The sequence below is a fragment of the Campylobacter sp. LMG 7929 genome (assembly GCF_024723595.1).
GTDB lineage: Bacteria > Campylobacterota > Campylobacteria > Campylobacterales > Campylobacteraceae > Campylobacter_D.
On the sequence record NZ_JANQCY010000010.1, the window covers coordinates 34,357 to 60,657 of the forward strand.

Sequence of the window (26,301 nt, forward strand, 5' to 3'; positions counted from 1 at the left end):
TTAGCTTAAAAAGGCCAAATGGTTTCCATGAATTTTGTCCCCCAAGGCTTGCGTGTAGATTTATCTATATCACCTTCTGTTTTATAAAGAATTTTTGCATCAGCTATATATTTACTATCTATCATATTATCTTGAGAAATATCATAAGGTCTTATAACCCCACTTAGCTGAATGATTTGTTTTTCACCGTTAATTAAAAGCTCACGACTTCCTTCTATAAAATAATTTCCATTAGATAAAACTTTAATCACTCTAGCAGAAATGGTGGTTTGGAAATTTTCACTTCTAGTTTGGCTTCCTGTGCCTTGATATTGTGAAGTACTTGCTGTAGTATAACCTATGTTTGTATAATCATTGATAAAATCTCTAGCTTTGCTAAGTCCAGCACCAGTGGTTACTTGTCCTCCGCCTAAATTAACATTATTGTTTTTACTTGTAGCTTTAGAGCCTTGTGAGTTTTGTGTAGCATTTTCTCTAATGACTACGGTAACTAAATCATTTACATTCATTGCTTTTTTATCAGAAAATAAAGGATTATCTCCTTTGCCAAATAGCGATCCAGGATTGCTTTGGGTGTTATGATTTTGCTTTGGAGCTAATTCTTCTACATAAGTTGGAGGTTTCATGTTAATATGTGGATCGACTGTGGCGCTACAACCAAACATTACAAAAGGTAACAAGTAAAAATTAACATTTTTAAATTTCATAGCTTTATAACCTTATATTATTGTGATGAATTTTAAAATTATTATATTACAAAAAAACAATTATTTTGTTAAAAAAGAGGAAAAAATGAAATCCATGTTTTTATTAAATTGTGTTGATGAGAAATTTTTAACACAGTCTTTAGGAAAAGTTCAAGGTAAAATAGCTTTTTATTTTCCTGTTTTTTGTGAAAAAAATAAAGAAAAAATTGCTTTAATATGCTCAAAAACCAACTTCAAGCTAGATTTTTTTAGCAGTTTTGAAAAAAATAATTATCAAAGCAAATTTACTCAAAATTCAAATGATTTTTTTAAAAAAATAATTCAAGATTATGAAAAATTAAAAAAAGAAAATGATTTTGTTATAGTGGTTGGAGTAGATGATTTTGGTTTGATGGGTGATTTGAGTTTAAATATAGCCTTAGCTAAAGAGTTAAACACTCCATTATATGCAAAAAGTCAAGATGAAAATCATACTATGTTAAATTTCTTACTAAGCCAAAAGCTTAGCGACTTTGTTTTATTAAAAGAAAATGAAGATTTTACTCAAGATTTATTACAAGAATATACCTATAAAACTCAGGCAAGATTTTCTTATGAGCTTTTTGAAAAAGCAAAAGCAGATAAAAAAATAGTGGTTTTACCTGAAAGTTTTGATGAAAGAGTATTAAAAGCTAGTGAGTTTTTAATGCAAAATGAGATTGTTGATTTGATTTTGCTAGGCGATAGCAATGAAATTTGTGCTAAAGCTAATAGTTTAAATATTAACATCGATGGTGTACGTATTATAAATCCTAAAAATTCTCAATATAATGAAGAATTTGAAGAGCTTTTGTATGAAGCTAGAAAAAGTAAAGGTATGGGTAAAGAAGAAGCTAAAAAATTAGTGCAAGATAAAACATATTTTGCGACCTTGCTTGTACATACTCAAAAAGCGCATGCTATGGTAAGTGGTGCGAGTACAACTACTGCTGAAACTATTCGTCCTGCCTTGCAAATTATCAAAACAAAACCTGATGTGAGTTTAGTTTCTGGTATGTTTTTTATGTCTTTAGAAGATAAGGTTTTGGTTTTTGCTGATTGTGCTGTTATGCCAAATCCAACTCCTGAGCAACTTGCTGAAATTGCTTATGTGAGCGCAAATAGCGCTAAAGCTTTTGGGCTTGAACCTAAAGTGGCTTTGCTTTCGTATTCTAGTGGAGATAGTGGAAGCGGGGCTAGCGTGGATGCAATTAAAGAAGCTACTAAAATAGCTAAAGAAAAATATCCTCAACTTGAGCTAGAAGGTCCTATACAATTTGATGCAGCATATGATATGCTAACAGCAAAAAGTAAAATGCCAAATTCTAAAGTAGCAGGAAGAGTAAATGTATATGTGTTTCCTGATTTAAATGCGGCAAATATTTGCTATAAAGCAGTTCAAAGAACGGCAAATTCTTTAGCGATTGGTCCGATTTTACAAGGTCTTAAAAAGCCTATTAATGATTTAAGTAGAGGATGTTTGGTAGAAGATATTGTTAATACTGTGATTTTAAGTGCTATTCAAGCACAAGAATAAGGAGAAAAATGAAAATATTAGTTTTAAATTCAGGTTCATCTTCAATTAAATTTAAGCTTTTTGAAAAAGATGAGGCTTTAGCATCTGGTTTGGTGGAAAAAATAGGCGAGCAAAGCTCTAAAATAGAGTTAAAAGATCTAAAAAGTGGTCAAAAATACAAAAAAGAATTAGCGATTAAAGATCATGAACAAGGTATTGAATTAGTAAATGAATTATTTGCTCAAAGTGGAATTTTGCATGATTTAAATGAGCTTGATGGATGTGGACATAGAATAGTTCATGGAGGTCCAAATTTAACCAAGCATTGTTTAGTAGATGATGAAATTTTAAAAGAAATTGATAGAGTTGCTCACATAGCACCTTTACATAACCCTGCGCATTTAATAGGTATTAAAACTATGATAAAAGCTGCTCCAAAAGTTCCTAATGTGACAGTTTTTGACACAGCTTTTCATCAAAGTATGCCTGATTATGCTTATATGTATGCTTTGCCTTATGAGTTTTATGAAAAACACCAAGTAAGAAAATACGGCTTTCACGGTACATCGCATTCTTATGTAAGCAAGCAAGCTGCACATATACTTGGTAAAGATATTAATGAATTTAATGCAATTAGCGCTCATCTTGGAAATGGTGCGAGTGTTTGTGCTATAGAAAATGGAAAATGTGTAGATACTTCTATGGGCTTTACACCACTAGAAGGTTTGATCATGGGAACTAGATGTGGAGATATTGATCCTGCTGTATTGCCATTTTTGGCAAAAGAATTAAATTTAAACCCGTCTGATTTAGACACTATAATGAATAAAAAAAGTGGGGTTTATGGAATTTGTGGGTTTAATGACTTTAGAGATATTGAAGCTCAAATTGAACAAAATAACGAAAAAGCAAGACTTGCTCTTGATATGTTTTGTTATCGTTTGAGTAAATATATCGGTTCTTATTTTGCGATTTTGCCTAGAGTTGATGCATTGATTTTTACAGCTGGTATAGGTGAAAATGATGATATTGTTAGAGCAAAAGTTTGTCAAAGACTAGCGCATTTAGGATTTGATATAGATTTAGATAAAAATGCACAGCTTAGAAATGGTGAGATTAGTAAAAAAGACTCTAGAATTAAAATTTTAATTGTTCCAACAGAAGAAGAATTAGAAATAGCTAAAATTACCACAGAGCTTATTAAAAATAAATAACCTTGAGTTTTAAAACTCAAGGTTTGTTTTAAAATGCAGGGACTACTGCACCTTGGTATTTTTCATTGATAAAATCTTTTACTTTTTGACTTTGCAAAGCCTTTACTAAAGCCTTGATTTTAGGATTGTCTTTATTATCTTGAGTGGTTACTAAGATATTTGCGTAAGGACTTTCTTTGCTTTCTATTAAAATAGAATCTTTCACAGGATTTAAGTTTGCTGATAAGGCATAGTTTGAATTAATCACTGCAAAATCAACATCATCTAAAGCTCTTGGAAGTTGTGCTGCTTTTAACTCTTTAAATTTGATATTTTTTGGATTATCTTTAATATCAAGTGGAGTTTTTAATGCAGCATTTTCAAAACTAACGAGCTTGGTGCTAGCGATAATATCCAAAGCTCTACTTTCATTTGTCGGATCATTTGGTACAGCTATGGTAGCATTTTGTGGAAGATCTTGGATGTTTTTATATTTTTTAGAATAAACTGCCATTGGTTCGATGTGAATTTTTGCAACGCTAATTAATTTTGTACCTTTATTAGCATTAAACTCATCTAAATAAGGCTGATGTTGGAAAAAATTTGCATCAAGTTCTTTACTATCTGTACTAAGATTTGGCAAAACATAGTCATTAAATTCTTTAATTTCCAATGTGTAACCTTCTTTTTTTAGCAAATCTTTAGTTTGTTCTAAAATTTCAGCATGAGGAACAGGTGTTGCACCTACAGTGATAACTTCATTAGCAAATAAACTTGCACCTAAAATTGTGCTTGCAGTGAGCAATTTTAACAATTTCATTTTAACTCCTTTTTATAGTTTAAAATGCTTGATTATATTATAAAAATATTAATAAGATAAGAAAAGTTTTATTTTCGCTTGTTTTTATATTCTTTGGCAAAATGTTTAAGTTCTTTTATAAATTTTATATAACCACCTTTGTGCCAATTTTTTTGAGCCTTAATGAGAGCTTGTCCGATTTTATAAGAATAAGTATTTTGATTTTTAATACCTTCGCTTTTATAATCATCATAGCTTGATAAAGGTGGAAGTTTAAGATAAGGTTTTGTTTTTAAATCTTTTTGATATTGCTTGGCAAGTTTTGTGTGTTTATAGTAAATCTTTAGTAGAGTAAAAGGTAAAAAAGGAATTTTTTCTTATTTTTAGTACATTCTATAAAAGCATAACCTAGTTTGTATGATAAATGATATCTTGTACGTTGAATAGATTGTTTATTATCTTTATAAAAAGATCCTGTATATTTACTTCCTCCAAGCTCTAGCCATTTTTCATAATATTCTTGCCATTTAGGCCATGTTTGATTGCAAAATTTACTATTCCAAAAACGACTATTAGTTCCACAAGCATGAACTATAGAGGCATTTTGTGTAAGATTTGTAAGATAATGAGTACTTCCTGTGTATTTGTCTTTTAAATCTTTGACTTTAAAGTGATTTTCATAAACCATTAAGGAAAAAATTCCTTGATCCTGCCAGTTTTTAGTATTTTGTGAAAGATAGTTATAGATAAATTGATAACACTGTAAAGGATTTGATATAAGATCGTTAAATACTAAAATCCCTGTTTGATATACTCGTTTATTGTTATGATTTTTTTCTAAAGGCAGAGCTGTTTGAAGCAAAGTTTTACCTAATCTTGCACCAAAATGATATTTTCTAGCTCTTAATTTACTAAGTTCATCTATACTTTTTAAAAGTAAAACATCAAAATCAAGATAAATAATACTTTCGCATTCATCTAAAAACTTAAAAGCTTCAAATCTTGCAAAAGCCATATGCGTCCATCTTTTTAAGAAAAATAAATGATTAATATCATTTTGATTTTTACCAAGAGTAGTTAAAAAATCTTCTTGAGTAAAAGGAATAAATTTAATTGTTTTGTTTTTAACAATTTTTTGCATGATATTTTGATCATTCAAGCTAAAGCCATCATGTAAAATGTAAAATACATCTACCTTTTCATCCATAACATCCATGATATTAATGAGCAAGGTTCCTATGGTAAAGCTTGAATTTTTAGTTGCTGCTAGCAAAATACCAAGTTTATGTTTCATTGTTTATCTTTTGGTGATTTTATAAAGAATATTTCCTATAAATTGTATAATTTGCACTAGTATAATTAAAATCACAACAGTTTGAATCATAATATCAGTTCTAAAACGTTCATATCCATAGCGAATAGCCACATCACCCAAGCCACCACCACCAACAGTTCCTGCCATAGCGGAAAATCCAATAACAATAATTAAAATTAAAGTAATACCATTAATAATACTTGGCAAAGCCTCACTAAACATAACTTTAAAGATGATTTGTGCTTTGCTAGCTCCATAAGATCTTGCTGCTTCAATGATAGCAGGATCAATTTCTTTAAAAGCACTTTCAATCATTTTAGCTAAATAAGGTGCAATTCCTATGGTAAGTGGCACTATCGTAGCAGTTGTACCTATACTAATACCAATAAGATATTTTGTAAAAGGACTTAAAACTACAATGAGCACTAAAAATGGAAAAGATCTTAAAATATTGATAATAAAATCAAGCACACTGTAAATACTTTTATTTTCCCATAAGCCGCCTTTATCAGTAACAGTAAGTACAATTGCAGGGATAAGTGCAATTAAAAAGGCTAAAAAAGTGGCTGTAAAACTCATATAAAGAGTTTCCAATAATGCTGGATAAAGTATATTTTCAAAATTTCTTAAAATTGTTTCTAAGTTCATTATACAAGCTCCCAAATAATGCCATTTTCTTGTAAATAATTTAAAACTCTTTCTTGATCTTTAGCTTCTATATTGATTACCAAATTTCCTAAAGCATTGTTGTTTAGTTTTTCTATCTTACCCCAAACTATATTAAAATCAATATTTAAACTTCTAGCCATGTGAGTGATTATGCTTTGGTTTGCTTTTTCTTTACAAAAATATAAGCGCACATTGACTCCATTTTGTGGTAAAAAATCACTTTCCCCTAGGAATTCACGCATTTTTTCACTTGGCTTTAAGAATAAATCTTCGATTTTTCCTTGACCTATGATTTGTCCATGCTCTAGCAATACGGCCTTTTGTGCTATTTGTTTTACTGCTTCCATTTCATGAGTTACTAATACTACGCTGATGTTAAATTCTTGATTGATTTTAGCAATAAGTTCTAAAATATTATTTGTAGTATTTGGATCAAGTGCAGAAGTAGCTTCATCGCTTAGTAAAATTTTAGGATTTAAAGCAAGGGCTCTAGCTATGGCTACTCTTTGTTTTTGCCCACCACTCAGCTCATTTGGATAAGCTTTGCTTTTAGCTAAAAGTCCCACAAGATCTAAAAGTTCATTAACTCTTTTTTGAATTGTGCTTTTGTTAAAATTATGAATTTCTAAAGGCATAGCTACATTTTCAAATACATTTTTTCTACTCATAAGTGCAAAATGTTGAAAAATCATCCCTATATCTTTTCTAAATACTCTTAACTCTTTTTCTTTTAAGGTAGCTATTTCTTTACCAAAAACCTCTACGCTACCACTTTGATAATTTTCCAAACCATTAATACATCTTAGCAAAGTTGATTTTCCTGCCCCGCTGTGTCCAACAAGAGCATAAATTTCTCCTTCTTTAACTTCTAAAGAAACATCATTTATAACTAATTCTTTGCCATAATATTTTTTAAGATTTTGTATTTTTATCACTTATTAGCCTTCTAAATTAGAAATTTCATCATTGATTTTTTCAAGTTGAGTTTTAATGCTTTCAAGTTGAGTTTTATTTTGCTCAACAACCGCAGCCGGTGCATTAGAGATAAATTTTTCATTTTTCATCATAGCATCTAGCTTGTTAAATTCTTTTTCAAGTTTTGTCTTTTGACTATTAAGCCTATTTAAAACACCGCTTAAATCAAGATCTTGAGTTGGTATAAATACTTCTAAATTCTCACTTACATCTCTAATGGATTTTTCTAAATTTGTACTAATAAACTCGATGTTTTCACATTTTGCAAGTGTCGAGATGAAATTAGTGTAATTTTTCAACTCAGCTATTAAACTCTCATCATTTAATTTTATGCAAGCTTTTTGAATTTTTGCATTTGCAAGCTCTACTAGGGTTTTTGCACGGCGTAAACTCACTATGCTTTCTATAATGATATTAAATAATTTTTCTATTTTTTCATTGCTAGAATTAAATTTAGGATATCTTGAAATCATTATAGACTCATGAGTTTGGATAGAAGTTTTACTTAACTCATGGTATAAATACTCACTAATAAATGGCATAAAAGGATTTAAAAGCTTTAATGCTTCTTTAAAAATGCTTCCAAGTTCTTTTATACTTGATTTTTCAGCCTTACTAAGCTCGATCCCCCAATCACAAAATTCATCCCAGAAAAATCTATACAAAGTATTTGCTGCATCATTAAAGCGGTAATTATCTAAATTTTCTCTTGTTTCTTTTACGCATACTTCAAAACGAGACAGCATGTATTTTGCCAAGTTAGTTTGAATTTTGCTTTTATCTAAATCTTCAAATTTTTCTTCATTTAAAAGTAAAAATTTGCTTGCATTATAAAGCTTGTTGGTAAAATTTCTAACTTGTATGAGTTTGTCATTGCTTAATTTTATATCTCTACCTTGGATAGCTAAAAGAGCAAGAGTAAAACGCAAGATATCAGCACTGTATTCATCCACACTTTGCACAGGATCAATGACATTGCCTAAAGACTTACTCATTTTTCTACCTTGCTCATCTTTAACCAAAGCATGTAAATATATATCTTTAAAAGGAAGCTCACCTAAGGCATTAGTACTTTGAAACATCATTCTTGCAACCCAGAAAAATAAAATATCAAAGCCGGTGATTAATAAAGAATTTGGATAAAAATCTTTTAAGTCATCTTCACGCCAAAGTGTGTTTTTGCCCCAGTCTTTATTACCCCAACCTAAAGTACTCATAGCCCAAAGACCAGAAGAAAACCAAGTGTCTAAAACATCAGGGTCTTGTTTGAAATTAGTGCTTTGGCATTTTGGACATTGACTTGGAGTTTCTTCGCTTGCCCATTCATGAGAGCATTCACAATAATACACAGGAATTTGATGACCCCACCAAAGTTGTCTTGAAATACACCAATCTTTTAAATCTCTCATCCAAGCATTAAAGCTATTAATCCAATGTGCAGGGTAGAATTTGCTTCCACCAAGATTAACTTTTTCTATGCTTTCTTTTGCGATTTCATTTTTTACAAACCATTGTTTAGAAATGTAAGGTTCTACTACATTTTTACAACGATAACAATATCCTACTTGATTAGTATAATCTTCTATTTTTTCAACAAAACCTTTTTCTTGTAATTCTTTTATAATAACATCTCTTGCTTCTAATCTTTCTAAGCCTTTAAAATGCAAGCAATGTTCATTTAAAATACCTTTTTCATCAAAGATAGTAATAAATTCAAGTTTATGTCTTAAGCCTACTTCATAGTCATTATGATCATGTGCTGGGGTTACTTTCACAAAGCCTGTGCCAAATTCCATATCTACATGCTCATCAGCAATAATAGGAATTTTTCTATCTATTAAAGGTAAAATGACATTTTTGCCTATTAAGTGTTTAAATCTTTCATCGCTTGGATTAACCATCACAGCACTATCGCCAAAATAAGTTTCTGGTCTTGTAGTGGCTACTACGATGAATTCTTGAGAATTTTCTAAGAAATATTTTAAATAATATAATTTTCCTTTATTTTCTTTATGTTCTACTTCTATATCGCTTAATGCTCCATCATGAGTGCACCAATTTACCATGTAATTTCCACGCACAATAAGCTTTTTATCATAAAGATCTACAAAGGCTTTTTTTACTGCATTTACCAAACCCTCATCCATGGTAAAGCGCAAGCGACTCCAAGCAGGAGTGATACCTAAAATTCGCATTTGCTTAACTATAGTGCCACCGCTTTGTTCTTTCCATTCCCATACTTTTTTTATAAATTCTTCTCTACCGAGTTCTTCTTTTTTAATACCTTGAGCTAAAAGTTGTTTTTCCACAACATTTTGTGTTGCAATGCCTGCATGATCAAGCCCTGGTTGATAAAGAGTCTTATAACCATCCATTCTTTTATAACGCGTTGTGATATCTTGTAAAGTACAAGTTAGGGCATGGCCTATGTGTAAAACGCCTGTTACATTAGGTGGAGGCATCATAATACAAAAGTTTTTACCTTTTTCTTGAATTTTTTCATTACCATTGATTTCAAAATATCCGCGTTCTTCACAAATTTTATAATATTCTTTTTCTAGTGATTTATCATACATAATTGCTACCTTGAGAATGAAAATAAATTGTTATGTTAGCTTAAAATTGTTAAAGAAGTTTTGAAATTTAGAAATTAGTTATAAAAAACTAATTTCTACTTTACGATTATTTTGTCTTTGAGAATCAGATTTATCTTTAGTAGGATAGGTGTCTTTTCCTAAAGATTCTATTTCTATAACCTCAGTAAAGCTAAAGAAATGTTTAGCCACATTCATTGCTCTATTTAATCCTATCATGTAGTTTGCAAAAGTACTACCTCTATCGTCTGCATAACCTTGAATTTTGATTTTTTTAATTATATCTTCTCTTGCTAGATTTTGATTGATTTTTTCAAGTAAATTTTCATTGCTATATTCGCTATATCCATTTCTTTCAAATAAAAATTTTAAATCAGAAATTTTAACATCTACATAATTATATTTTTTCTTATTTTTAGCAAAAACAATATCTTTGTTATATATGCTTAATTTCATATTATCATTTGATAGCATATCGATAAAAATAGTTAAATTATAATCTTGGGAATTAACTTTAATAGGATTAATCATTTCTTTTAACATATCAATTCTATAATCGCTTAAGCTTTTTCCATCTAATACATAAACTTTAACAAAATCATCACTCAAACTTGGCTCATATCTGCTAGTTTTGCCTTTTGCAATGTATTCTTGCATGGTATTTTTATATTTTGTTGTTTTTTCTTTTTTTACGCTTGTTTGTTTGTTGTTTTCAACTGGAGTTTTTTCTTCTTTTTGGACTACTTTAGGTGTAGTAGTTTCATTTTTAGAAACTTCAGCCATATTTGTTTGGGTTGTTGGTGCGACTTCTTGAGCGCTTGTATTTTCATCTATGATGGGATTATTTTGTACCGGAGTTTCTTCTTTTAAAGGCTCTTGGTTTGTTTGCTGTGGTTGGTAGTAAGTATTATTACTTATATTATTTCTTTCTTGATTGTATTGAGTACTTGGTGGAGTGTAGCTTTGATAAGAACTACTTTTTTTATAATCATATACATAAGTATTTGAATCATCTTCAAAATACCACATATAAAAACCAATACTAGCGCCTATTAGCACCACAAAAGCTATACTAAAAGCAATAATACTTTTCATTTTTTATCCTTTGTGAAGTCCTTAAAAGGACTTTGATTATTTATAATTTTTAATAGAATTTTCTAAAATTTCACTTGCTTTTTCAATACCTGCAAATTCTTTTACTTTTACCCATTTGTTTGGTTCAAGCATTTTATATGTTTCAAAGAAATTTTTGATTTTATCTAAGCTTGCTTTTGGTAAATCATCTAAACTTTTAATATTATCATATCTTGGATCAATTTTACTTACAGGAACAGCAAGTAATTTTTCATCCATACCACTTTCATCTTCCATCAATAATACTCCTATTAAACGACAAGGAATCACAGCTCCTGCCTGGATAGGGTATTCATTTAAAACCAAAACATCAATAGGATCGCCATCATCTGCAAGAGTATTTGGTATAAACCCATAGTTTGCCGGATAAAACATAGCTGAATACATCACACGATCAACCATGATGGCTCCACTTTCTTTATCAAGCTCGTATTTAATGTTTGATCCATAAGGAATTTCAATAACTGCATTAAGTTTGTTTGGCACTTCTCCAACTTTGATTTTGCTAATATCCATTTTTTATCCTTTATTTTAATAAATCATTGATTAAATTTTTCATATCAGCTACGATAGCTTCAATACTTCTTTCACCATTGATTACATGGTGGATATTTTCTTTAGTATAAAAATTTGTTATTTCTTCTAAAGGTTCTAAATAAACTTTCATTCTATTATTGAAAACTTCTTCGTTATCATCAGCACCTCTAGCACGTCCTAAAACTCTTTCTCTAGCAACTTCTTCGCTAACTTTAACTTCTATAACACCTTTTAAAATTACTTCACTTTGGTTTTTTAATACCTTATCAAACTCAAGCATTTGTTCAACACTTCTTGGATAACCATCTATTAATATAGTATTAGTTGGTGCATTTTTTAAAGCAGTGATGATAGTATTTACAACTACATCTAGTGGAACTAAATTTCCCTTAGAAATAAAGCTATCAATAGTCTTTCCAAGTTCGCTTCCACTAGCCACTTCTGCTCTTAGTAAATCACCTGTAGAATAGTGAGTAACGCTTGCATCATCTTTAGCTATGATGCTTGCATCGGTTGTTTTACCACTACCTGGTGCACCTATAATTAAAAATAATTGTTTCATTTAGTATTCTCCCTTAATCTTATACCTAATTCTCTCATTTGTTCATTGCTTACTTCGCTTGGAGCTTGAGTCATAAGACATTGTGCTCTTTGTGTTTTAGGAAAAGCTATGACTTCTCTAATGCTTGAAGATTTTGTTAAAAGCATGATAAGTCTATCAAGGCCTATTGCTATACCACCATGTGGCGGTGCTCCAAAGCTTAATGCATCAAGTAAGAAACCAAATTTCTTTCTTTGCTCTTCTTCATTAATATTTAAAAGCTTAAAGACTTTTTGTTGGATAGGGCTTTTATGAATTCTTATGCTACCACCACCTAATTCTACACCATTTAACACCACATCATGTGCAATAGAATTAATTTCTTCTAAATCTTGCTCGTCAATATTTTTTGGCATAGTAAATGGATGGTGCATTGCAGAATAGCTTCCATCATCATTTTGTTCAAACATAGGAAAATCAATAACCCATAAGAATTCTAATTTATCCTCATCAATAATTTTCATTTCATCAGCGAGGAATAATCTAAATCTACCCATATAATCAAGCACGGTTTTCTTAACTCCTGCACCAAAAAATACTACATCTCCAACTTCTAATTCACATCTTTGGATTAAAGCATTTAAATCCTCTTTGCTAAAGAATTTACAAAGTGGACCCTTAGGACCATCTTCTTTCATTTGTATGAACGCAAGTCCTGCCGCTCCAAATTTGCGTACAAATTCTTCAAATCTTTGCATTTGGCGTTTAGAAAAAATCGTATCGCCTTTTGGAACTCTTAAAGCTTTAATGCGATTTTTCTTTGTATCTTTTGCAATATTTGCAAAAATTTCGTTATTTGATTTTGCAAAAATATCAATCACATCAATAAATTTCATATCAAATCTTAAATCAGGCTTATCAGAACCATAATTTTCCATAGCTTCTTTATAACTCATTTGTCTAAAAGGTATGCTAATTTCTTTTCCGCAAGCTTTGAAAATATCTTTAAGTAAATTTTCTGCCATAGCTATGATATCTTTTTGCTCACAAAAACTCATTTCTATATCTATTTGAGTAAATTCAGGTTGGCGATCTGCTCTTAAATCCTCATCTCTAAAACATTTTGCAATTTGAAAATATCTATCAAATCCTGAACACATTAAAAGTTGTTTGAAAAGTTGAGGACTTTGAGGTAAGGCATAAAATTCGCCTTGATGTACGCGTGATGGTACTAAATAATCCCTTGCACCTTCTGGAGTGGCTTTAGTTAAAATAGGGGTTTCAACTTCTAAAAATCCCATTTTTGATAAAGAATTTCTTGCTGCTATACAAGCAGTTGATCTTAGGGCAAAATTATCATAAAGCTTTTTACTTCTTAAATCTAAAAATCTATATTTTAATCTTAATTCTTCATTTACGCTTTCATCACCTATAGCAAAAGGCACTACAGCGCTTTCATTTTCAATAGTAAGTTTGCTTATAACAACTTCTATTTCTCCAGTTTTTAATTTTGGATTTACAAGTCCTTCACCGCGTGGGCGAATTTTACCTTGTGCTATTAAAACATATTCATTTCTTACTGATGAAGCTATATTATGTGCTTCTTGATTATCTGCAGGATCACATACTAACTGTATAAGTCCGCTACGATCTCTAAGATCGATAAAAATTACACCTCCATGATCACGGTAAGAATTTACCCAACCACATAATGTTACTTCCTCGCCAACATTTTGTATGTTAAGCTCTGTATTATAATGAGTTCTCAAAATTTTTCCTTAGCTTAATTTTGTTCAATTTTGTTATTATAGTATTTTATTCTTTTGCTTAGCTAAGTTTTGTTATAATTTTTTTATGAAAAAATGTATAAATATAGAAAAAATTCAAAAAATAGGCTTATTTTGTAGGTTAAATACAAATTTAAACAAGCAAATTGATTTTTTAAGAGCAATTTTTTTGCAAAAAAATATAGAGCTTGTGTTGCTAGAGCAAGAAAAAATTAATCTAAAAGATTTAAAAAAATTAGATTTTTTGATTTCTCTAGGTGGAGATGGTACGCTTTTGTCTTTATGTAGACAAGTTTATCAAGCTAAAAAGCCTATTTTGGGTATAAATGCAGGAAATTTAGGTTTTTTAACAGCTTTTTCTTTTAATGAGGTAGAAAGTTTTTTTAAAGATTTTTTTAAAAGTGATTTTAAAATAGAAAAAGCCAAAATGCTTCAAATAACGCTTTGTAAAAAAAACAAAATCATTAAAAAATTTGCTTTTAATGATGCGGTTTTTTCTCGTGATAATGCTTTAATGGCAAATGTGGAAGTTTTTTTTGAAAATAAACTTTTTAATGCTTATTATGGAGATGGTTTGATTATAGCTAGTTCAAGTGGCTCAACTGCTTATAATATTAGTGCAGGTGGGCCTATAGTGCATCCTTGGAGTGAAATTTTTGTTCTAACTCCAGTTTGTTCTCATTCTTTAACTCAAAGGCCCATAGTTTTACCTTATGGCTTTGAGCTTGAATTGAAAGTTGAGCATTGTTTGTTGTATTTAGATGGACAAGAAGTGATTGATCCTAAAGAATATGATAGAATTCTTATAGGACTTAGTAAAAAAGAACTTAGTTTTATACATAAAAAAGATAGAGATTATTTCCAAGTTTTAAAAGAAAAGTTAAATTGGGGTAAGTGATGATAGAGAGTATTTTAATCAAAGAAAATTTAGGTTTTAAACAGGCAAAATTAGAATTAGAAGCTGGACTTACTGTCTTTACTGGTTTAAGTGGTGCTGGAAAGTCTGTACTTTTTAAGGCTATTTTGGCAGCATTTGCTCTAAGTGAGAGTGAAGCTAAAATGGTAGAAATTTTGTTAAATGATGGGCTTGAATTAGATGAGTTTGGTATTGAAAATGAAGAATTAAATGTATTTAAACTTTTAAAAGATAAAAGTTCGCGTTATTTTATTAATAATCAACTTATTTCAAAAAAGAATTTAGCCTTGCTTTCTAAGAAATTTGTAAAATATCTTTCAGCTAAGGAAAATAATGAGTTCTCAAATGAAAGGTTTTTAGACTTACTTGATTTTATGCAATCAAAAGAGGATAAGAAATTTCAAGATTTTTTAAATGAATATAAAAATATTTATAAAGAATATATGGAAAATAAAACTAAATTAGAAAAAATTCAAGAAGAAGAAAAAAAAGTAGAAGAATTAAAAGAATTTACGAGTTTTGAAATACAAAAAATTCAAAGTATTAACCCAAAAATAGGTGAATTTGATGAGTTGATGAGTTTAAAAAAAAGACTTTCGAAAAAAGATAAAATCGACGCTGCTTGGAATAGAGCAAGTAGAATTTTTGAGTTAGAATCAGCAGTGATTGAAGCTTTGCAAATTAGTGATGTTGATAGTTCATTTTTTTCAGAGTGTTTAAATGAACTAAGGGCAGTGTGGGAAAATCAAAGTTTTGATGATTTTGATTTTGATATAGAAGAAGTACTTGATAGGATAGAAAAACTTTCTTCTTTGATTTCAAAATATGGAAGCATAGAAGAAGCTTTAGAAGCTTTGGAGAAGAAAAAGGCAGAATTAGCTCATTATGAAAATTTAAGTTTTGAAAAAAAGGAATTAGAAGAAAAAGTACAAAATGCCAAAATGCTTTTAGATGAGAAAAGTCAAAGATTAAGTACTTTGCGTAAAAAAAGATTAAAAGAGCTTGAAAAATTACTTAATTTTTATCTTGAAAAACTTTATATGAAAGAAGTTAAATTAGAACTTAAAGATTGTGCTTTAAGTATTTTAGGTAAAGATGAAGTGAGTTTAAATATCAATGAGGCTAGTTTAAAAAATTTAAGTTCAGGCGAGATAAACCGTCTAAGACTTTCTTTTATTGCAACAGAATGCAATGTTACTAATAAAGCTAGTGGGATAATATTTTTAGATGAAATTGATGCAAATTTAAGTGGCAAAGAAGCTATGAGTATAGCTGAAGTATTAAAAGAGCTTGCTAAGTTTTATCAAATTTTTGCAATTTCACATTTACCACAGCTTTCATCAAAAGCAAGCAATCATTTTTTAGTAGAAAAAATAGGAAATGAAAGTAGGGTAAGAAAAATAGAAAAAGAAGAAAGAGTAAGAGAACTTGCTAGAATGGTAAGTGGGGAAAATATCACACAAGAGGCTTTAGAATTTACTAGAACTTTACTTTAAAAACAAAAAGTAAATTTCTATATGTTATAATTATACTTTTAAATTATAAAGAGAGTTGGCTATGGAAGAAAAAATTTTAATTATTGATGATAACAAAATGCTTACAAAGCTTTTAGCAAAAAAAGTAGAAAACACTTTGGGTTTAAAAGTAGATGTTGCTTTTGATATGAATAGTGCTAAAGAATTAGTGAAAAATGATTATTTTATGGCTTTTGTAGATCTTTGTTTGCCAGATGCTCCCAATGGAGAAGTGGTGGATGTGGTTTTAGAAAAAAATATTCCTGCTATAGTACTTACAGGAAGTAGTGATGGGCAAACGCGTAAGAAATTTATGGAAAAAGATATTATAGGTTATATTCAAAAAGAAAGCGAAAGCTGTATTGATGAAATGCTAAGTTCCATTAGAATGCTTCAAAAAAACAATAAAACTAAGATAATTTTAGCAATCGCTAATGTAACTTTACGCGCAGAAATGAAAAAAAATCTTAATAATCAACTTTTTAATGTTTTAGCAGCAGCACATGGAGAAGAAGCGCTAAGTTATCTTAGTGATAATCCTGATACAAAATTGGTAATTTGTGATGCAACTATGCCTGTAATTAATGGAGAAGATTTGCTTGTAGAAATTCGCTCAAAATACTCTAAGATAGAACTTGGTGTGATCATGGTTGGAGATAAAGATGATGCGCTAGAGGCAAGAGCTTTTAGAAAGGGCGTAAATGACTATGTGATTAGACCTTTCCAAAAAGAATCACTTAATTGTAGAGTGAATAATTGCTTAGATTATATGCAAAAATGTGTTTTACTTGATGAGTATAGTTTGGGTAAAGATTTGCTAACAGGACTTGATGATTATGCAAATTTTGAAAAAAGATTTTTAGATTATTTAGAAGATATGCAAGAAAGTGAAGAATTAGCTTTAGCATTAATTGATATAGACAATCTTGCAACAATTAACTATGAACTAAGTTATGATTGTGGTGATGGAGTGATTAAACACACAGCTAAAAAAATCAAAGATCAAATTCGCGGCATGGATTTAGCAACTAGAATTGAAGATGGTAAATTTTACGTACTTTTAAAAAATACAGATAATAAAGAAGCATTGAAAGCTTTTTCAAATATAAGAGTAAATATTGCTAAAGAAAGTGTTTTAATAGCTTTAGATGAGGTTGATTATAGTATTTCTGTAGGAGTTGCTTTTGGAGGTAAAACAAGCCAAATACAAGATTTGCTTAATAATGCTCAAAAGGCACTAGATTTAGCTAAGGCTAATGGTAAAAATAGGGTAGAGGTATGTTTTTAGATTGTGACTTTAGCGAAAAAATCATAGATACACATTGTCATCTAGATAATCAAGCTTATTTTGGATATTTGGATGAGATGTTAAATCATGCCTTTGCTAATGGAGTAGATAAAATCATCATACCTGGAGCAGATATAAAAGATTTGCCAAGAGCAAGAGAAATTGCACATGATTATGAAAATGTGTATTTTTCTTGTGGGGTACATCCTTATGATATAGATGATTTTGATTTGGATGTTTTAAAAGAATTTATAAATGATAAAAAATGCATTGCAGTGGGTGAGTGCGGGCTTGATTATTATCGTTTAAGGGCTGATGAGGATGAAATAAAAGCAAAGCAAAAAGAAGTTTTTATAGCTCAAATTCAGCTAGCTATTGAATATAAAAAGCCTTTGATTGTTCATGTGCGTGAAGCTAATGAAGATAGTTTTAATATTTTAAAAACATATGCAAAAGATTTACAAGGTGGTGTTTTGCATTGTTTTAATGCTAGTGAGCTTTTACTTCAGCTAGCAGATGATGGTTTTTATTTTGGTATAGGTGGGGTTTTAACTTTTAAAAATGCAAAAAAACTAGTAGAAGTTTTACCTAAAATTCCAAAAGATAAACTAGTCTTAGAAACAGATGGACCTTATTTAACTCCAGAGCCATATCGTGGCAAGGTAAATGATCCTATTTTGACCCATTTTGTAGCTCAAAAAATGGCTGAGCTTTTAAATTTATCTAAAAATGAAATAATAAAACTTACTAATTCTAACGCTAATCGTTTGTTTTTCCAAGGTTTATGATGAAAAAAAGCTTTTTATTTTTTATTTTAGTATTATTATGTTTAAATGCTAAAGCCTTGCAATTTACTCCAGAGCACTATACTCAACAAGCGCAAATTTTAAGAAATTTAGATATAGAAGCAAGCTATCTTAGTGATATGATTTTTTTAGAATTTAAAGAATCTTCCATGGATATGCATTCTAAAACTTTAGTAGATACGATGAGGGAATTTTACAAAATCACCCCGATTATCCGCAAAATCCTAGAAAAAGAAAATATCCCTCAAGAATTTTTATACTTAGCAATTGTAGAATCTGGTTTAAAAATTCATTCTATTTCAAGAACTAAAGCTGTGGGTGTTTGGCAATTTATGAAATCAACAGCACAAACTTTGGGTTTAAGAATAGATCCTTATGTAGATGAGAGAAAAGATTTAGTAAAATCAACTTATGCAGCTATTACTTATTTAAAACAACTAAAAGAGCAGTTTGGAAAATGGTATTTGGCTATTTTAGCTTATAATTGCGGTGATGGTAAATTACGTCAAGCTATAAAAAAAGCAAAAAGTGATGATTTAAGGGTTTTGCTTGATCCTGATAAAAAATACTTGCCATTAGAAACTAGAATTTTTATTAGAAAAATTCTTACTATGGCATTTTTAGCAAATAATAATGATTTTTTAATTTCTCAAGATAGCGCTTTGCTTAATTATGCCCTATCAAGTGAAGTTAAAAAAATCTCAGTTCCACCAAGTGTTTCTTTGAGAGAGCTTGCTAAAGTAGCTAAAATGTCTTATAAAGAATTTAAGCGTTATAATCCGCATTTTAATTATGACTTTACTCCACCTGATAAAAAAGATTATTATATGTACATTCCTTTAAGCAAAAGTGTGGCAGTAGAAAAGGCATTGGAGAATGTAAAATTAGCTAAGGTGGATACAACCATTCCACATACAAAAATTTATGTAGTAAAAGAAGGTGATAGTCTTTATACTATTGCAAGAAAACATAAAATAAGCGTTGAAAGTATTAAAGAATACAATAAAATAAAAGGAAATTTAATCAATATCAATCAAAAACTTGTGTTAAAAATTAAGGAGAATAATAATGCAAAAATTAAAACAACTCAAAAAATATCAAAAAACTCTCATACAAAAGTCGTTAGTCGTTAGTTGTGTGGGAGTTTTGTTTAGTGCTTGTAGTATGGTGCCTATTAGCACACCTACTGTGTATTATCCAGAGAGAGATTTTAAAAGTGTAAAGCACAATAACACTAGTTTAAAAGGTACTATGAAGCCTTACACTATTAATGGTAAAACTTATTATCCAACTGTAGTAGAAGTAGGTGAGACTGCTGATGGTATAGCTAGTTGGTATGGACCAGGTTTTCATGGTAAAAAAACCTCCAATGGTGAAACTTATGATCAACACGCTTATACTGCAGCTCATAAAACTTTACCTATGAATACCATAGTAAAAGTAACTAATTTAAAAAATCACCGTCAAACTACTGTTAGGATTAATGATAGAGGGCCTTTTGTAGCAGGTAGGATTATAGATTTATCTAATATGGCTGCAAGAGATATAGATATGATTCAATCTGGAACAGCTCCTGTAAGACTTGAAGTGATTGGCTTTGGAACAAGTGCAAGTTCGGGTTCAGTTCATACTAATTCTAATTTAGGCAGCAGTGGAGAGATTGCTGATAGTGGTCATATTTTCCAAGGTGGATCTTTTATGGTGCAAATTGGAGCATTTAGAAATAAAAGTGGTGCAGAGCTAATAGCAGGTAGATACAAAAATTATAATTCTTATACTTCAACTATACAAACAAGTGCTAAAGATGGCTTGCATAGAGTATTTTTAAAAGGTTTTAGAAGTGAGCAAGAAGCAAGAGATTTTGTTGATAGTGGATCTTTCCCAGGTGCGTTTATAGTAAGAGAGTAAGATTATGATAGAACTTATTTTTTTAGATGTAGATGGTTGTCTAACAGATGGTAAAATCATCTATACACAAAACTATGGTGAGATTAAAGAATTTAATGTAAAAGATGGTGCGGCGATTGAAGCTTGGCAAAAGCTTGGTAAAAAAGTTGCTATCATTACAGGTAGGACTAGCGAGTGTGTGTATTTTAGAGCTAGGGATTTAAAAATTGATTTAGTCTATCAAGGTATTAGTGATAAACTAGCTTGCGCTAAAGAAATTTTAGAAAAATTAAATTTAGATTTTTCTCAATGTGCTGCTATTGGGGATTATTATAATGATATGAGCTTGCTTGAAGCAGTTGGATATAGCTTCAAGCCAAAAGATGCACATAAGGCTTTGAAAACTGATAAAGTTTTAAATAGAAAAGGTGGCAATGGAGCAGTGAGTGAGATGATTGAAATTTTAATTGAACATAATAATATGCAAGCTCAATGGGATAAACTTTGGCGATAAAAATTTTTGCTATATTAATGAGTTTATTTGCCTTTGTTATGGTGATTTTAAGTACCCAAGATCCTTATTTATTTGCCATAAAACCACAAAAGGTAGATGTGGCAAATATGCAAGCTTTTAATGTACTTGATTATGAGTTAAATGCTAGTGTAATTAAGGCTACATATCAGGCAAGTCGTTGGGTAAAATATCAAGACAAAGATATTTTTGATGATTTTAAAGTTCAAGCGCTTGATTATAATTTAAGTTCGGATTTATTAGTAAGAAATGAAGAAAAATCCATTTTAGAAGGCAATGTAAGTTATTTTGATCATAACCAAACTTCTATTTTTACCCAAAAAGCAACTTATGATATGAAAAATAAAATTTTATTTTCTAATGATAATTTTAAAGCATATATAGGTTTAAATGAAGTTTTTGGGGATAATTTTTTATATGATGTAAATCAAAAAGAATTAAAAATTCAAGGAATAAAAGCATGGTTTTTAGAGCAGTAATTTTTTTGTGTTTGTTAAATTTGTTCGCATTTAGTGCACAAAAAATAGAAGTTTACGCTAAGGATTTTTACTTAGATGAAAAAAATGAAACAAGTGTATTAACCGGTGATGTAGAAGTTAAAAAAGGTAATGATGTTTTAAATTCGCAAAAATTAGTTATTTATATGAAAAACAAACAACCCACCAAGTATATAGCTACTAAAGATGCTAAATTTAAAATCATGATGAAAGATAAAACTTATCATGGAAGCGGTGATGAGTTTATTTATAATGTGGCTAAGGATACATATGAGATTAATGGTAATGCAAAAATTACAGAAATGCAAACAAAAAAAGAACTCATAGGGGATAAAATCATAGTAGATAGAAAAAATATGACTTATAGAGTAGTGAGTAAAGATAAAAAACCTGCCAAATTTGTATTTGAAGTAAAAGAATGATATTAAATGCTAAATTTTTAATTTCTGCTTCCAAAATAGACGAAGCACCACAACCTATATACACTGAAATCGCCTTTTTGGGACGTTCTAATGTGGGTAAAAGTTCTTTGATTAATACACTATGCAAAAATAAAAATTTAGCGAAAAGTTCTTCAACTCCAGGTAAAACACAACTTATTAATTTTTTTGAAGTTGATTGCAAAAAAGATGAGGATAAATTTAAACTAATATTTATTGATTTACCTGGTTTTGGTTATGCTAAGGTGAGCAAAAAAACTAAGGCTATTTGGAATAAAAATTTAGATGAGTTTTTAAAAGAGCGCAGTTCTATCAAGCTTTTTATCCATCTAATAGATTCAAGACATGAAAATTTAGATATTGATGCAAATTTGGATTTATATTTGGATTCTTTTATTAGAGCTGATCAAAAAAAAATAACAGTTTTTACAAAAGCAGACAAGCTCAATCAAAGTCAAAAAGCAAAAATTTTAAATACAAATAAAAATGCTATCTTAGTGTCAAATTTGAAAAAAAGTGGTATTGATAAATTAGAACAAAAAATCATTTTAGAGAGCTTGGGTTTGAATGAGGAGTAGAAATTTAGTAAAAAATAGATTTGATTTTTCTTATTTATTTTTTTATTTATCTTTGATTTTTTATCAAGTGCTAAGCTCTGTGTATTATTGGATGCCTCCTTTATTTGGGGTGTTTTTTTGTTATATGATAGTGCTTTTAAAAGAAAAAGAAAGAACTCTTAATAAGCTTGATTTTAGATGGTATTTTTCTTTGTTTTATCTTTTGCTAGTTGATATTATCCATGGATTTTATCTTTTTAGCTCATGGATAGCTTTTTTTGTTTTTTATCATCTTTTTGTCGATTGGTTTAAAAGCAAGTTAAAACTAGGTCATTATTTACTCGTTATATTTACTTTGTGTGCTTATATTTTTATCTATCTTTTTGATGTGTTTTTAGCATATTTAGATAATAATGAAATTTTAAAATTTGGTATTGAATATCTATGGTTTTTTGCTGTTGAGGCTTTGATTTCTTTTGTTATTTTTAAAGGGAAAATCTAATATGCGTATGCGTTTGGTGATGGGATTTATAGCTTGTTTTTTCTTGCTTTTGCTTGCTAGGGTGTATTATATAAGTATTAAATCTAATGTTTATTATGAAGAAATAGCTAAACAAAATGCCATTAAAACGCAATTTTTAGCACCTGTTAGAGGGCAAATTTTAGATATAAAGGGTAGACCCTTAGCGGTAAATAAATTAGGTTTTTCGATCTCTATAAAGCCATATTTGCATATAAAAAAGAAAAACAGAAATCTTTTAGAGCAGGAATTGCAGGTTATAGTAGATGCTTTTCCTGATTTAAACATAACTAAATTAAAACGAAATTATATAAAAGCAGATTCTTATTATAATCAAGATTATATAGAAGTAGTTCCATTTGTAGAATATGATGCGATGATTAAGCATTTTACTAAGCTTAATTTGCGCGAAAACATGCAAGTTAAATCTACTACTCAAAGATTTTATCCTTATGATGCTTTAGCTAGCCATGTTATAGGTTATGTTGGAAAAGCAAATTTAAATGATATGAATGAAAATGAAATTGCAAGATTGACTAGCTATGTAGGGCGTAGTGGCATAGAGCGTTCTTATAATGATATTTTACAAGGTCAAAAGGGTGAAAAGGTTAGCAAGGTAAATGCATTAAATAAAGAAATAGAAGAACTTTCTTATAAAAAACCTACTTCAAGTAATATCACTTTAAGCATAGATCTTGATTTGCAAGAATACTTAGCCAGTATTTTTGAAAATTTAGCAGGTGCAGCTATAGTAATGGATGTAAAAAGCGGAGCTATTTTGGCAGCGGGTAGTTTTCCTGAGTATAATCTCAATCCATTTGTTACGGGTATTAGTCAAGAAGAATGGGATAAACTTTCTAATGATTTAAATCATCCTTTTACTAATAAACTTATTAACGGTCTTTATCCTCCAGGTTCAGTTATAAAAATGGGTACAGCTTTAGCTTTTTTAGATAGTGGAAAAGTAAGTGAAAATCATAAATATTTGTGTGATTCTAACTTTGAGCTTGGTGGTAGAAAATTTAGATGTTGGAAGGCTATAGGTCATGGTTATGTAGATATGACAGATGCTATTAGGGAAAGTTGTGATGTGTATTTTTATAAAGGCGCTTTAGAGGTTGGTATTGATACTATTAGTTCTGTTTTTGAAAGAATAGGTTTTGGTGCAAAAACAGGAGTGGATTTACCTAATGAATTTATAGGAACAGTACCTAATAGAATATGGAAAAAAGAAAAATACAACCAACCATGGTATCAAGGTGAAACTTTAAATACAAGCATAGGTCAAGGTGATTTTCTTGCTACTCCTATGCAAGTGGCTAAATTTACAGCTATGATTGCTACGGCTAAAAATATCACACCGCATTTTTTACATAGTGTTGATGATAATGTTACTAAGATAAATTTTGATAATAATGAAAGTGTTTTTACGACTTTTGAATTATCAAAACTTCCACTTTTAAGGCGTGCGATGTATGAGGTGGCCAATGTTGATGGTGGAACTACGGCAAGATTTTTAAGAAATTCTCCTATTACTATAGCAGCCAAGACAGGAACAGCTCAAGTAGTTGGAATTTCCCAAAGTGAAAAAAAGCGTATCAAAGAAGAGGATTTAGAGTATTTTTTAAGATCTCATGCTTGGATTACTTCTTATGCGCCTTATGAAAAACCTCAATATGTAGTAGTAGTTTTAATCGAACATGGAAAAAGTGGTAGTAGTACAGGAGGGCCTATACTGGCTAAAATTTATCAAAAACTTATAGATTTGGGTTATATTGATAAAAAATATATTAAGAAAAAAGCTAAATGATTAGCATTCCATCACCATATGAGTAAAAACGATATTTGTTTTTTATAGCTTCATGGTAAAGTTCTAAAGTTTTTTCTCTACCTATAAATGCTGCTACAAGCATAATTAAAGTTGATTTTGGTAAGTGAAAATTAGTAAGTAAATAATCAAGTCTTTGCGGGGTGTTTTGTGGGTGTAAAAACAAATCACAAAAACCTTCTTTTATTTTTTTTCTATAATAATATTCTATACAACGAGTAACAGTAGTACCAACACCTAGTATTTTCTTAGAAGAATCAATCAAAGCACAAGTTCCATCATCAATATGAAAAAATTCTGAATGCATTTTATGATCACGTATATCTTCACATTCTACACCTTTAAAAGTTCCTGCACCAACGTGTAGTGTGATAGTATGGATATTATGATTTTTTTTTAGTTCATCGATCATCGCTTCATTGAAGTGTAAGCTTGCAGTAGGTGCAGCAACTGCGCCTTGATTTTTAGCAAAAATGCTTTGATAGTTAATGCTATCTTGCACTTCATCTGCTCTTTTAATATAGGGTGGTAAAGGCACATGGCCTATTTTTTCTAAAATTTCAAAAACTTCATGATGATTAAGTTCTTTTTCATCATTAAAAAACTCTACTTCTCTTGTGCCATCATCATGTAATTTTTTGATTTTAGCTTTTAAAGAATTTTCAAAATATAAAATTTGCCCTTCTTTAACCTTACCCCGAATTTGCACTAAAAATTCATTATTTTTTAAAGGATGGTTGATAAAAAGTTCTATTTTACTACCACTTTCTTTGTTTCCATAAATTCTTGCTTTGATGACTTTGGTATCATTAAAGATGATTTCACAAGGTGGTAAAATTTTAGCTAAGTCCTTAAAATGCAAATGTGAAATTTGATCTTTACATCTTTCATATACTAAAAGCTTGGCATTTTCTTTGGGTAAAATAGGAAAATTTGCTATAAGTTCATTGGGTAAATCATAATCATAACTAGAAAGCAAAAGATCTTTATCAATCATTTTCATCATCTTCTTTTTGACTAGGATTAACTTTTTTAGCTATATAAATAGAAATTCCATAAAGCCCACACAAAGGAACAGCCATTAAAAATTGTGATATAACATCAGGTGGTGTCATCATAGCTGAAAAAACAAAAATCACTAAAACTGAAACTCTAAAATGTTTTTTCAAAAAAGTATCATCAATCAGTCCAAGTTTAGCAAAGAAAAAGGTTATTACAGGCATTTCAAAAGCTAAACCAAAAGCAATTACTAATTTAGTAAAAAAGCCTACATATAAACCTATACTAATTAAAGGCTTAAAATCTTGGGTTTGCACCCCAAAATCAATCAAAAATTTAAAAGCCAAAGGTATAACTATATAATAACAAAATAAAGCACCAAGTGCAAACATAATACTAGCAAAGCTTACAAAAGGTACTACTAATCTTTTTTCATTATCATAAAGTCCAGGTGCTACAAATTTCCAAAACTGCCAAAAAATAACTGGCAAAGAAATCAAAAAAGCTGTAAAAAACGAAACCTTCATCGCAGTAAACAAAGGCTCTTGCAACTCAACGAAGGTCATTTGTCTTGAAATTTCAGGTAAGGCTGCTTCAACAGGCGCTTTTAGTATATCTATGATATAGTTATTAAAACTAAAACATACAAAAAACATCACAACAACACAAGCAACACTTATAAATAATCTTTTTCTAAGTTCTACTAAATGCGGTTTTAATTCTTCAAACATT

Annotated in this window: 25 protein-coding genes and 1 pseudogene; 14 read left to right on the forward strand and 12 right to left on the reverse strand. The window is 29.8% G+C overall.

Features of this window, described 5'->3' with window-relative positions; all coding sequences use genetic code 11:
• Window positions 1-5: 5 nt before the first annotated feature.
• Window positions 6-707, reverse strand: coding sequence for a flagellar basal body L-ring protein FlgH (gene flgH / locus CAMP5118_RS05965; RefSeq protein WP_263664106.1), 702 nt, complete (start codon window positions 705-707; stop codon window positions 6-8).
• An 85-nt stretch (window positions 708-792) separates the two neighbouring features.
• On the opposite strand from flgH, the gene pta reads away from it, so the two are divergent.
• Both pta and CAMP5118_RS05975 read left to right on the forward strand, forming a co-directional pair.
• Entirely contained in the window at window positions 793-2,262 is a 1,470-nt protein-coding gene (gene pta, locus CAMP5118_RS05970; RefSeq protein ID WP_337216851.1) for a phosphate acetyltransferase, read from the forward strand.
• Window positions 2,263-2,270: 8 nt separating this feature from the next.
• Window positions 2,271-3,455 (forward strand): acetate kinase, encoded by a 1,185-nt coding sequence (locus CAMP5118_RS05975; RefSeq protein ID WP_337216852.1) that lies wholly within the window; start codon window positions 2,271-2,273, stop codon window positions 3,453-3,455.
• 28 nt (window positions 3,456-3,483) lie between these two features.
• Here the strand turns inward: CAMP5118_RS05975 and CAMP5118_RS05980 are convergent, their stop codons facing one another.
• The 9 genes and pseudogenes from CAMP5118_RS05980 to aspS all read right to left on the reverse strand — a co-directional run bounded on the left by CAMP5118_RS05980 (window position 3,484) and on the right by aspS (window position 13,767).
• On the reverse strand, window positions 3,484-4,254 hold the full coding sequence (locus CAMP5118_RS05980) for a MetQ/NlpA family ABC transporter substrate-binding protein (RefSeq protein WP_337216853.1): 771 nt from the start codon (window positions 4,252-4,254) through the stop codon (window positions 3,484-3,486).
• Window positions 4,255-4,576: 322 nt separating this feature from the next.
• Window positions 4,577-5,527, reverse strand: coding sequence for a glycosyltransferase (locus CAMP5118_RS08090; protein ID WP_442863234.1), 951 nt, complete (start codon window positions 5,525-5,527; stop codon window positions 4,577-4,579).
• A 9-nt stretch (window positions 5,528-5,536) separates the two neighbouring features.
• A pseudogene (locus CAMP5118_RS08095) lies at window positions 5,537-6,199 on the reverse strand (methionine ABC transporter permease); the annotation flags it as partial.
• Window positions 6,196-7,152, reverse strand: a complete 957-nt coding sequence (locus CAMP5118_RS05990) for a methionine ABC transporter ATP-binding protein (protein ID WP_337216854.1) — start codon at window positions 7,150-7,152, stop codon at window positions 6,196-6,198. The gene CAMP5118_RS05990 and the pseudogene CAMP5118_RS08095, both read right to left, overlap by 4 nt.
• Window positions 7,153-7,155: 3 nt before the next feature.
• On the reverse strand, window positions 7,156-9,768 hold the full coding sequence (locus CAMP5118_RS05995) for a valine--tRNA ligase (RefSeq protein ID WP_337216855.1): 2,613 nt from the start codon (window positions 9,766-9,768) through the stop codon (window positions 7,156-7,158).
• Between the two features lie 78 nt (window positions 9,769-9,846).
• Window positions 9,847-10,881 (reverse strand): hypothetical protein, encoded by a 1,035-nt coding sequence (locus CAMP5118_RS06000; protein ID WP_337216856.1) that lies wholly within the window; start codon window positions 10,879-10,881, stop codon window positions 9,847-9,849.
• Window positions 10,882-10,917: 36 nt separating this feature from the next.
• Entirely contained in the window at window positions 10,918-11,436 is a 519-nt protein-coding gene (ppa, locus tag CAMP5118_RS06005; protein WP_120759358.1) for an inorganic diphosphatase, read from the reverse strand.
• Between the two features lie 10 nt (window positions 11,437-11,446).
• Entirely contained in the window at window positions 11,447-12,019 is a 573-nt protein-coding gene (locus CAMP5118_RS06010) for an adenylate kinase (protein ID WP_263679010.1), read from the reverse strand.
• Window positions 12,016-13,767, reverse strand: coding sequence for an aspartate--tRNA ligase (gene aspS, locus CAMP5118_RS06015; protein WP_337216857.1), 1,752 nt, complete (start codon window positions 13,765-13,767; stop codon window positions 12,016-12,018). The genes CAMP5118_RS06010 and aspS overlap by 4 nt, the downstream gene beginning before the upstream one ends.
• Before the next feature lie 85 nt (window positions 13,768-13,852).
• Here aspS and CAMP5118_RS06020 point away from each other — a divergent pair, with 85 nt between their 5' ends.
• From CAMP5118_RS06020 to mrdA, 12 genes are all read left to right on the forward strand, one after another.
• Window positions 13,853-14,683, forward strand: a complete 831-nt coding sequence (locus tag CAMP5118_RS06020; protein ID WP_337216858.1) for an NAD(+)/NADH kinase — start codon at window positions 13,853-13,855, stop codon at window positions 14,681-14,683.
• A complete protein-coding gene (locus tag CAMP5118_RS06025) occupies window positions 14,683-16,197 on the forward strand; it encodes an AAA family ATPase (RefSeq protein ID WP_337216859.1) in 1,515 nt (504 codons plus the stop codon). The genes CAMP5118_RS06020 and CAMP5118_RS06025 overlap by 1 nt, the downstream gene beginning before the upstream one ends.
• 61 nt (window positions 16,198-16,258) lie before the next feature.
• Window positions 16,259-17,503, forward strand: a complete 1,245-nt coding sequence (gene cbrR / locus CAMP5118_RS06030) for a bile resistance response regulator CbrR (RefSeq protein WP_263679015.1) — start codon at window positions 16,259-16,261, stop codon at window positions 17,501-17,503.
• Window positions 17,494-18,291: a TatD family hydrolase gene (locus CAMP5118_RS06035; RefSeq protein WP_337214586.1), complete on the forward strand. Its 798-nt coding sequence runs from the start codon at window positions 17,494-17,496 to the stop codon at window positions 18,289-18,291. Before cbrR ends, CAMP5118_RS06035 begins: the two co-directional genes overlap by 10 nt.
• Entirely contained in the window at window positions 18,291-19,442 is a 1,152-nt protein-coding gene (locus tag CAMP5118_RS06040; RefSeq protein WP_337216860.1) for a lytic transglycosylase domain-containing protein, read from the forward strand. Before CAMP5118_RS06035 ends, CAMP5118_RS06040 begins: the two co-directional genes overlap by 1 nt.
• Window positions 19,378-20,217, forward strand: coding sequence for a septal ring lytic transglycosylase RlpA family protein (locus CAMP5118_RS06045; RefSeq protein ID WP_337216861.1), 840 nt, complete (start codon window positions 19,378-19,380; stop codon window positions 20,215-20,217). The genes CAMP5118_RS06040 and CAMP5118_RS06045 overlap by 65 nt, the downstream gene beginning before the upstream one ends.
• A 4-nt stretch (window positions 20,218-20,221) precedes the next feature.
• A complete protein-coding gene (locus CAMP5118_RS06050; RefSeq protein ID WP_039618077.1) occupies window positions 20,222-20,710 on the forward strand; it encodes a 3-deoxy-D-manno-octulosonate 8-phosphate phosphatase, YrbI family in 489 nt (162 codons plus the stop codon).
• Window positions 20,701-21,207 carry a hypothetical protein gene (locus tag CAMP5118_RS06055; protein WP_337216862.1) on the forward strand — a complete coding sequence of 169 codons (507 nt, stop codon included), beginning with the start codon at window positions 20,701-20,703 and terminating at the stop codon, window positions 21,205-21,207. The genes CAMP5118_RS06050 and CAMP5118_RS06055 overlap by 10 nt, the downstream gene beginning before the upstream one ends.
• Complete coding sequence (lptA, locus tag CAMP5118_RS06060; protein ID WP_263683157.1) at window positions 21,189-21,647, forward strand: lipopolysaccharide transport periplasmic protein LptA; 459 nt, start codon at window positions 21,189-21,191, stop codon at window positions 21,645-21,647. Before CAMP5118_RS06055 ends, lptA begins: the two co-directional genes overlap by 19 nt.
• Entirely contained in the window at window positions 21,644-22,243 is a 600-nt protein-coding gene (gene yihA, locus CAMP5118_RS06065; RefSeq protein WP_263664125.1) for a ribosome biogenesis GTP-binding protein YihA/YsxC, read from the forward strand. Before lptA ends, yihA begins: the two co-directional genes overlap by 4 nt.
• Window positions 22,233-22,724, forward strand: a complete 492-nt coding sequence (locus tag CAMP5118_RS06070; RefSeq protein WP_263664127.1) for a hypothetical protein — start codon at window positions 22,233-22,235, stop codon at window positions 22,722-22,724. The genes yihA and CAMP5118_RS06070 overlap by 11 nt, the downstream gene beginning before the upstream one ends.
• A 1-nt stretch (window position 22,725) precedes the next feature.
• On the forward strand, window positions 22,726-24,552 hold the full coding sequence (gene mrdA / locus CAMP5118_RS06075) for a penicillin-binding protein 2 (RefSeq protein ID WP_337216863.1): 1,827 nt from the start codon (window positions 22,726-22,728) through the stop codon (window positions 24,550-24,552).
• Here mrdA and queA read toward each other — a convergent pair.
• The gene (gene queA / locus CAMP5118_RS06080; RefSeq protein WP_337216864.1) at window positions 24,545-25,573 is read right to left on the reverse strand and encodes a tRNA preQ1(34) S-adenosylmethionine ribosyltransferase-isomerase QueA; all 1,029 of its coding nucleotides are present in this window, start codon (window positions 25,571-25,573) and stop codon (window positions 24,545-24,547) included. The two genes, mrdA and queA, sit on opposite strands and share 8 nt — an antisense overlap.
• Window positions 25,560-26,300, reverse strand: coding sequence for a twin-arginine translocase subunit TatC (gene tatC, locus CAMP5118_RS06085; RefSeq protein ID WP_039628251.1), 741 nt, complete (start codon window positions 26,298-26,300; stop codon window positions 25,560-25,562). The genes queA and tatC overlap by 14 nt, the downstream gene beginning before the upstream one ends.
• Window position 26,301: the final 1 nt, after the last annotated feature.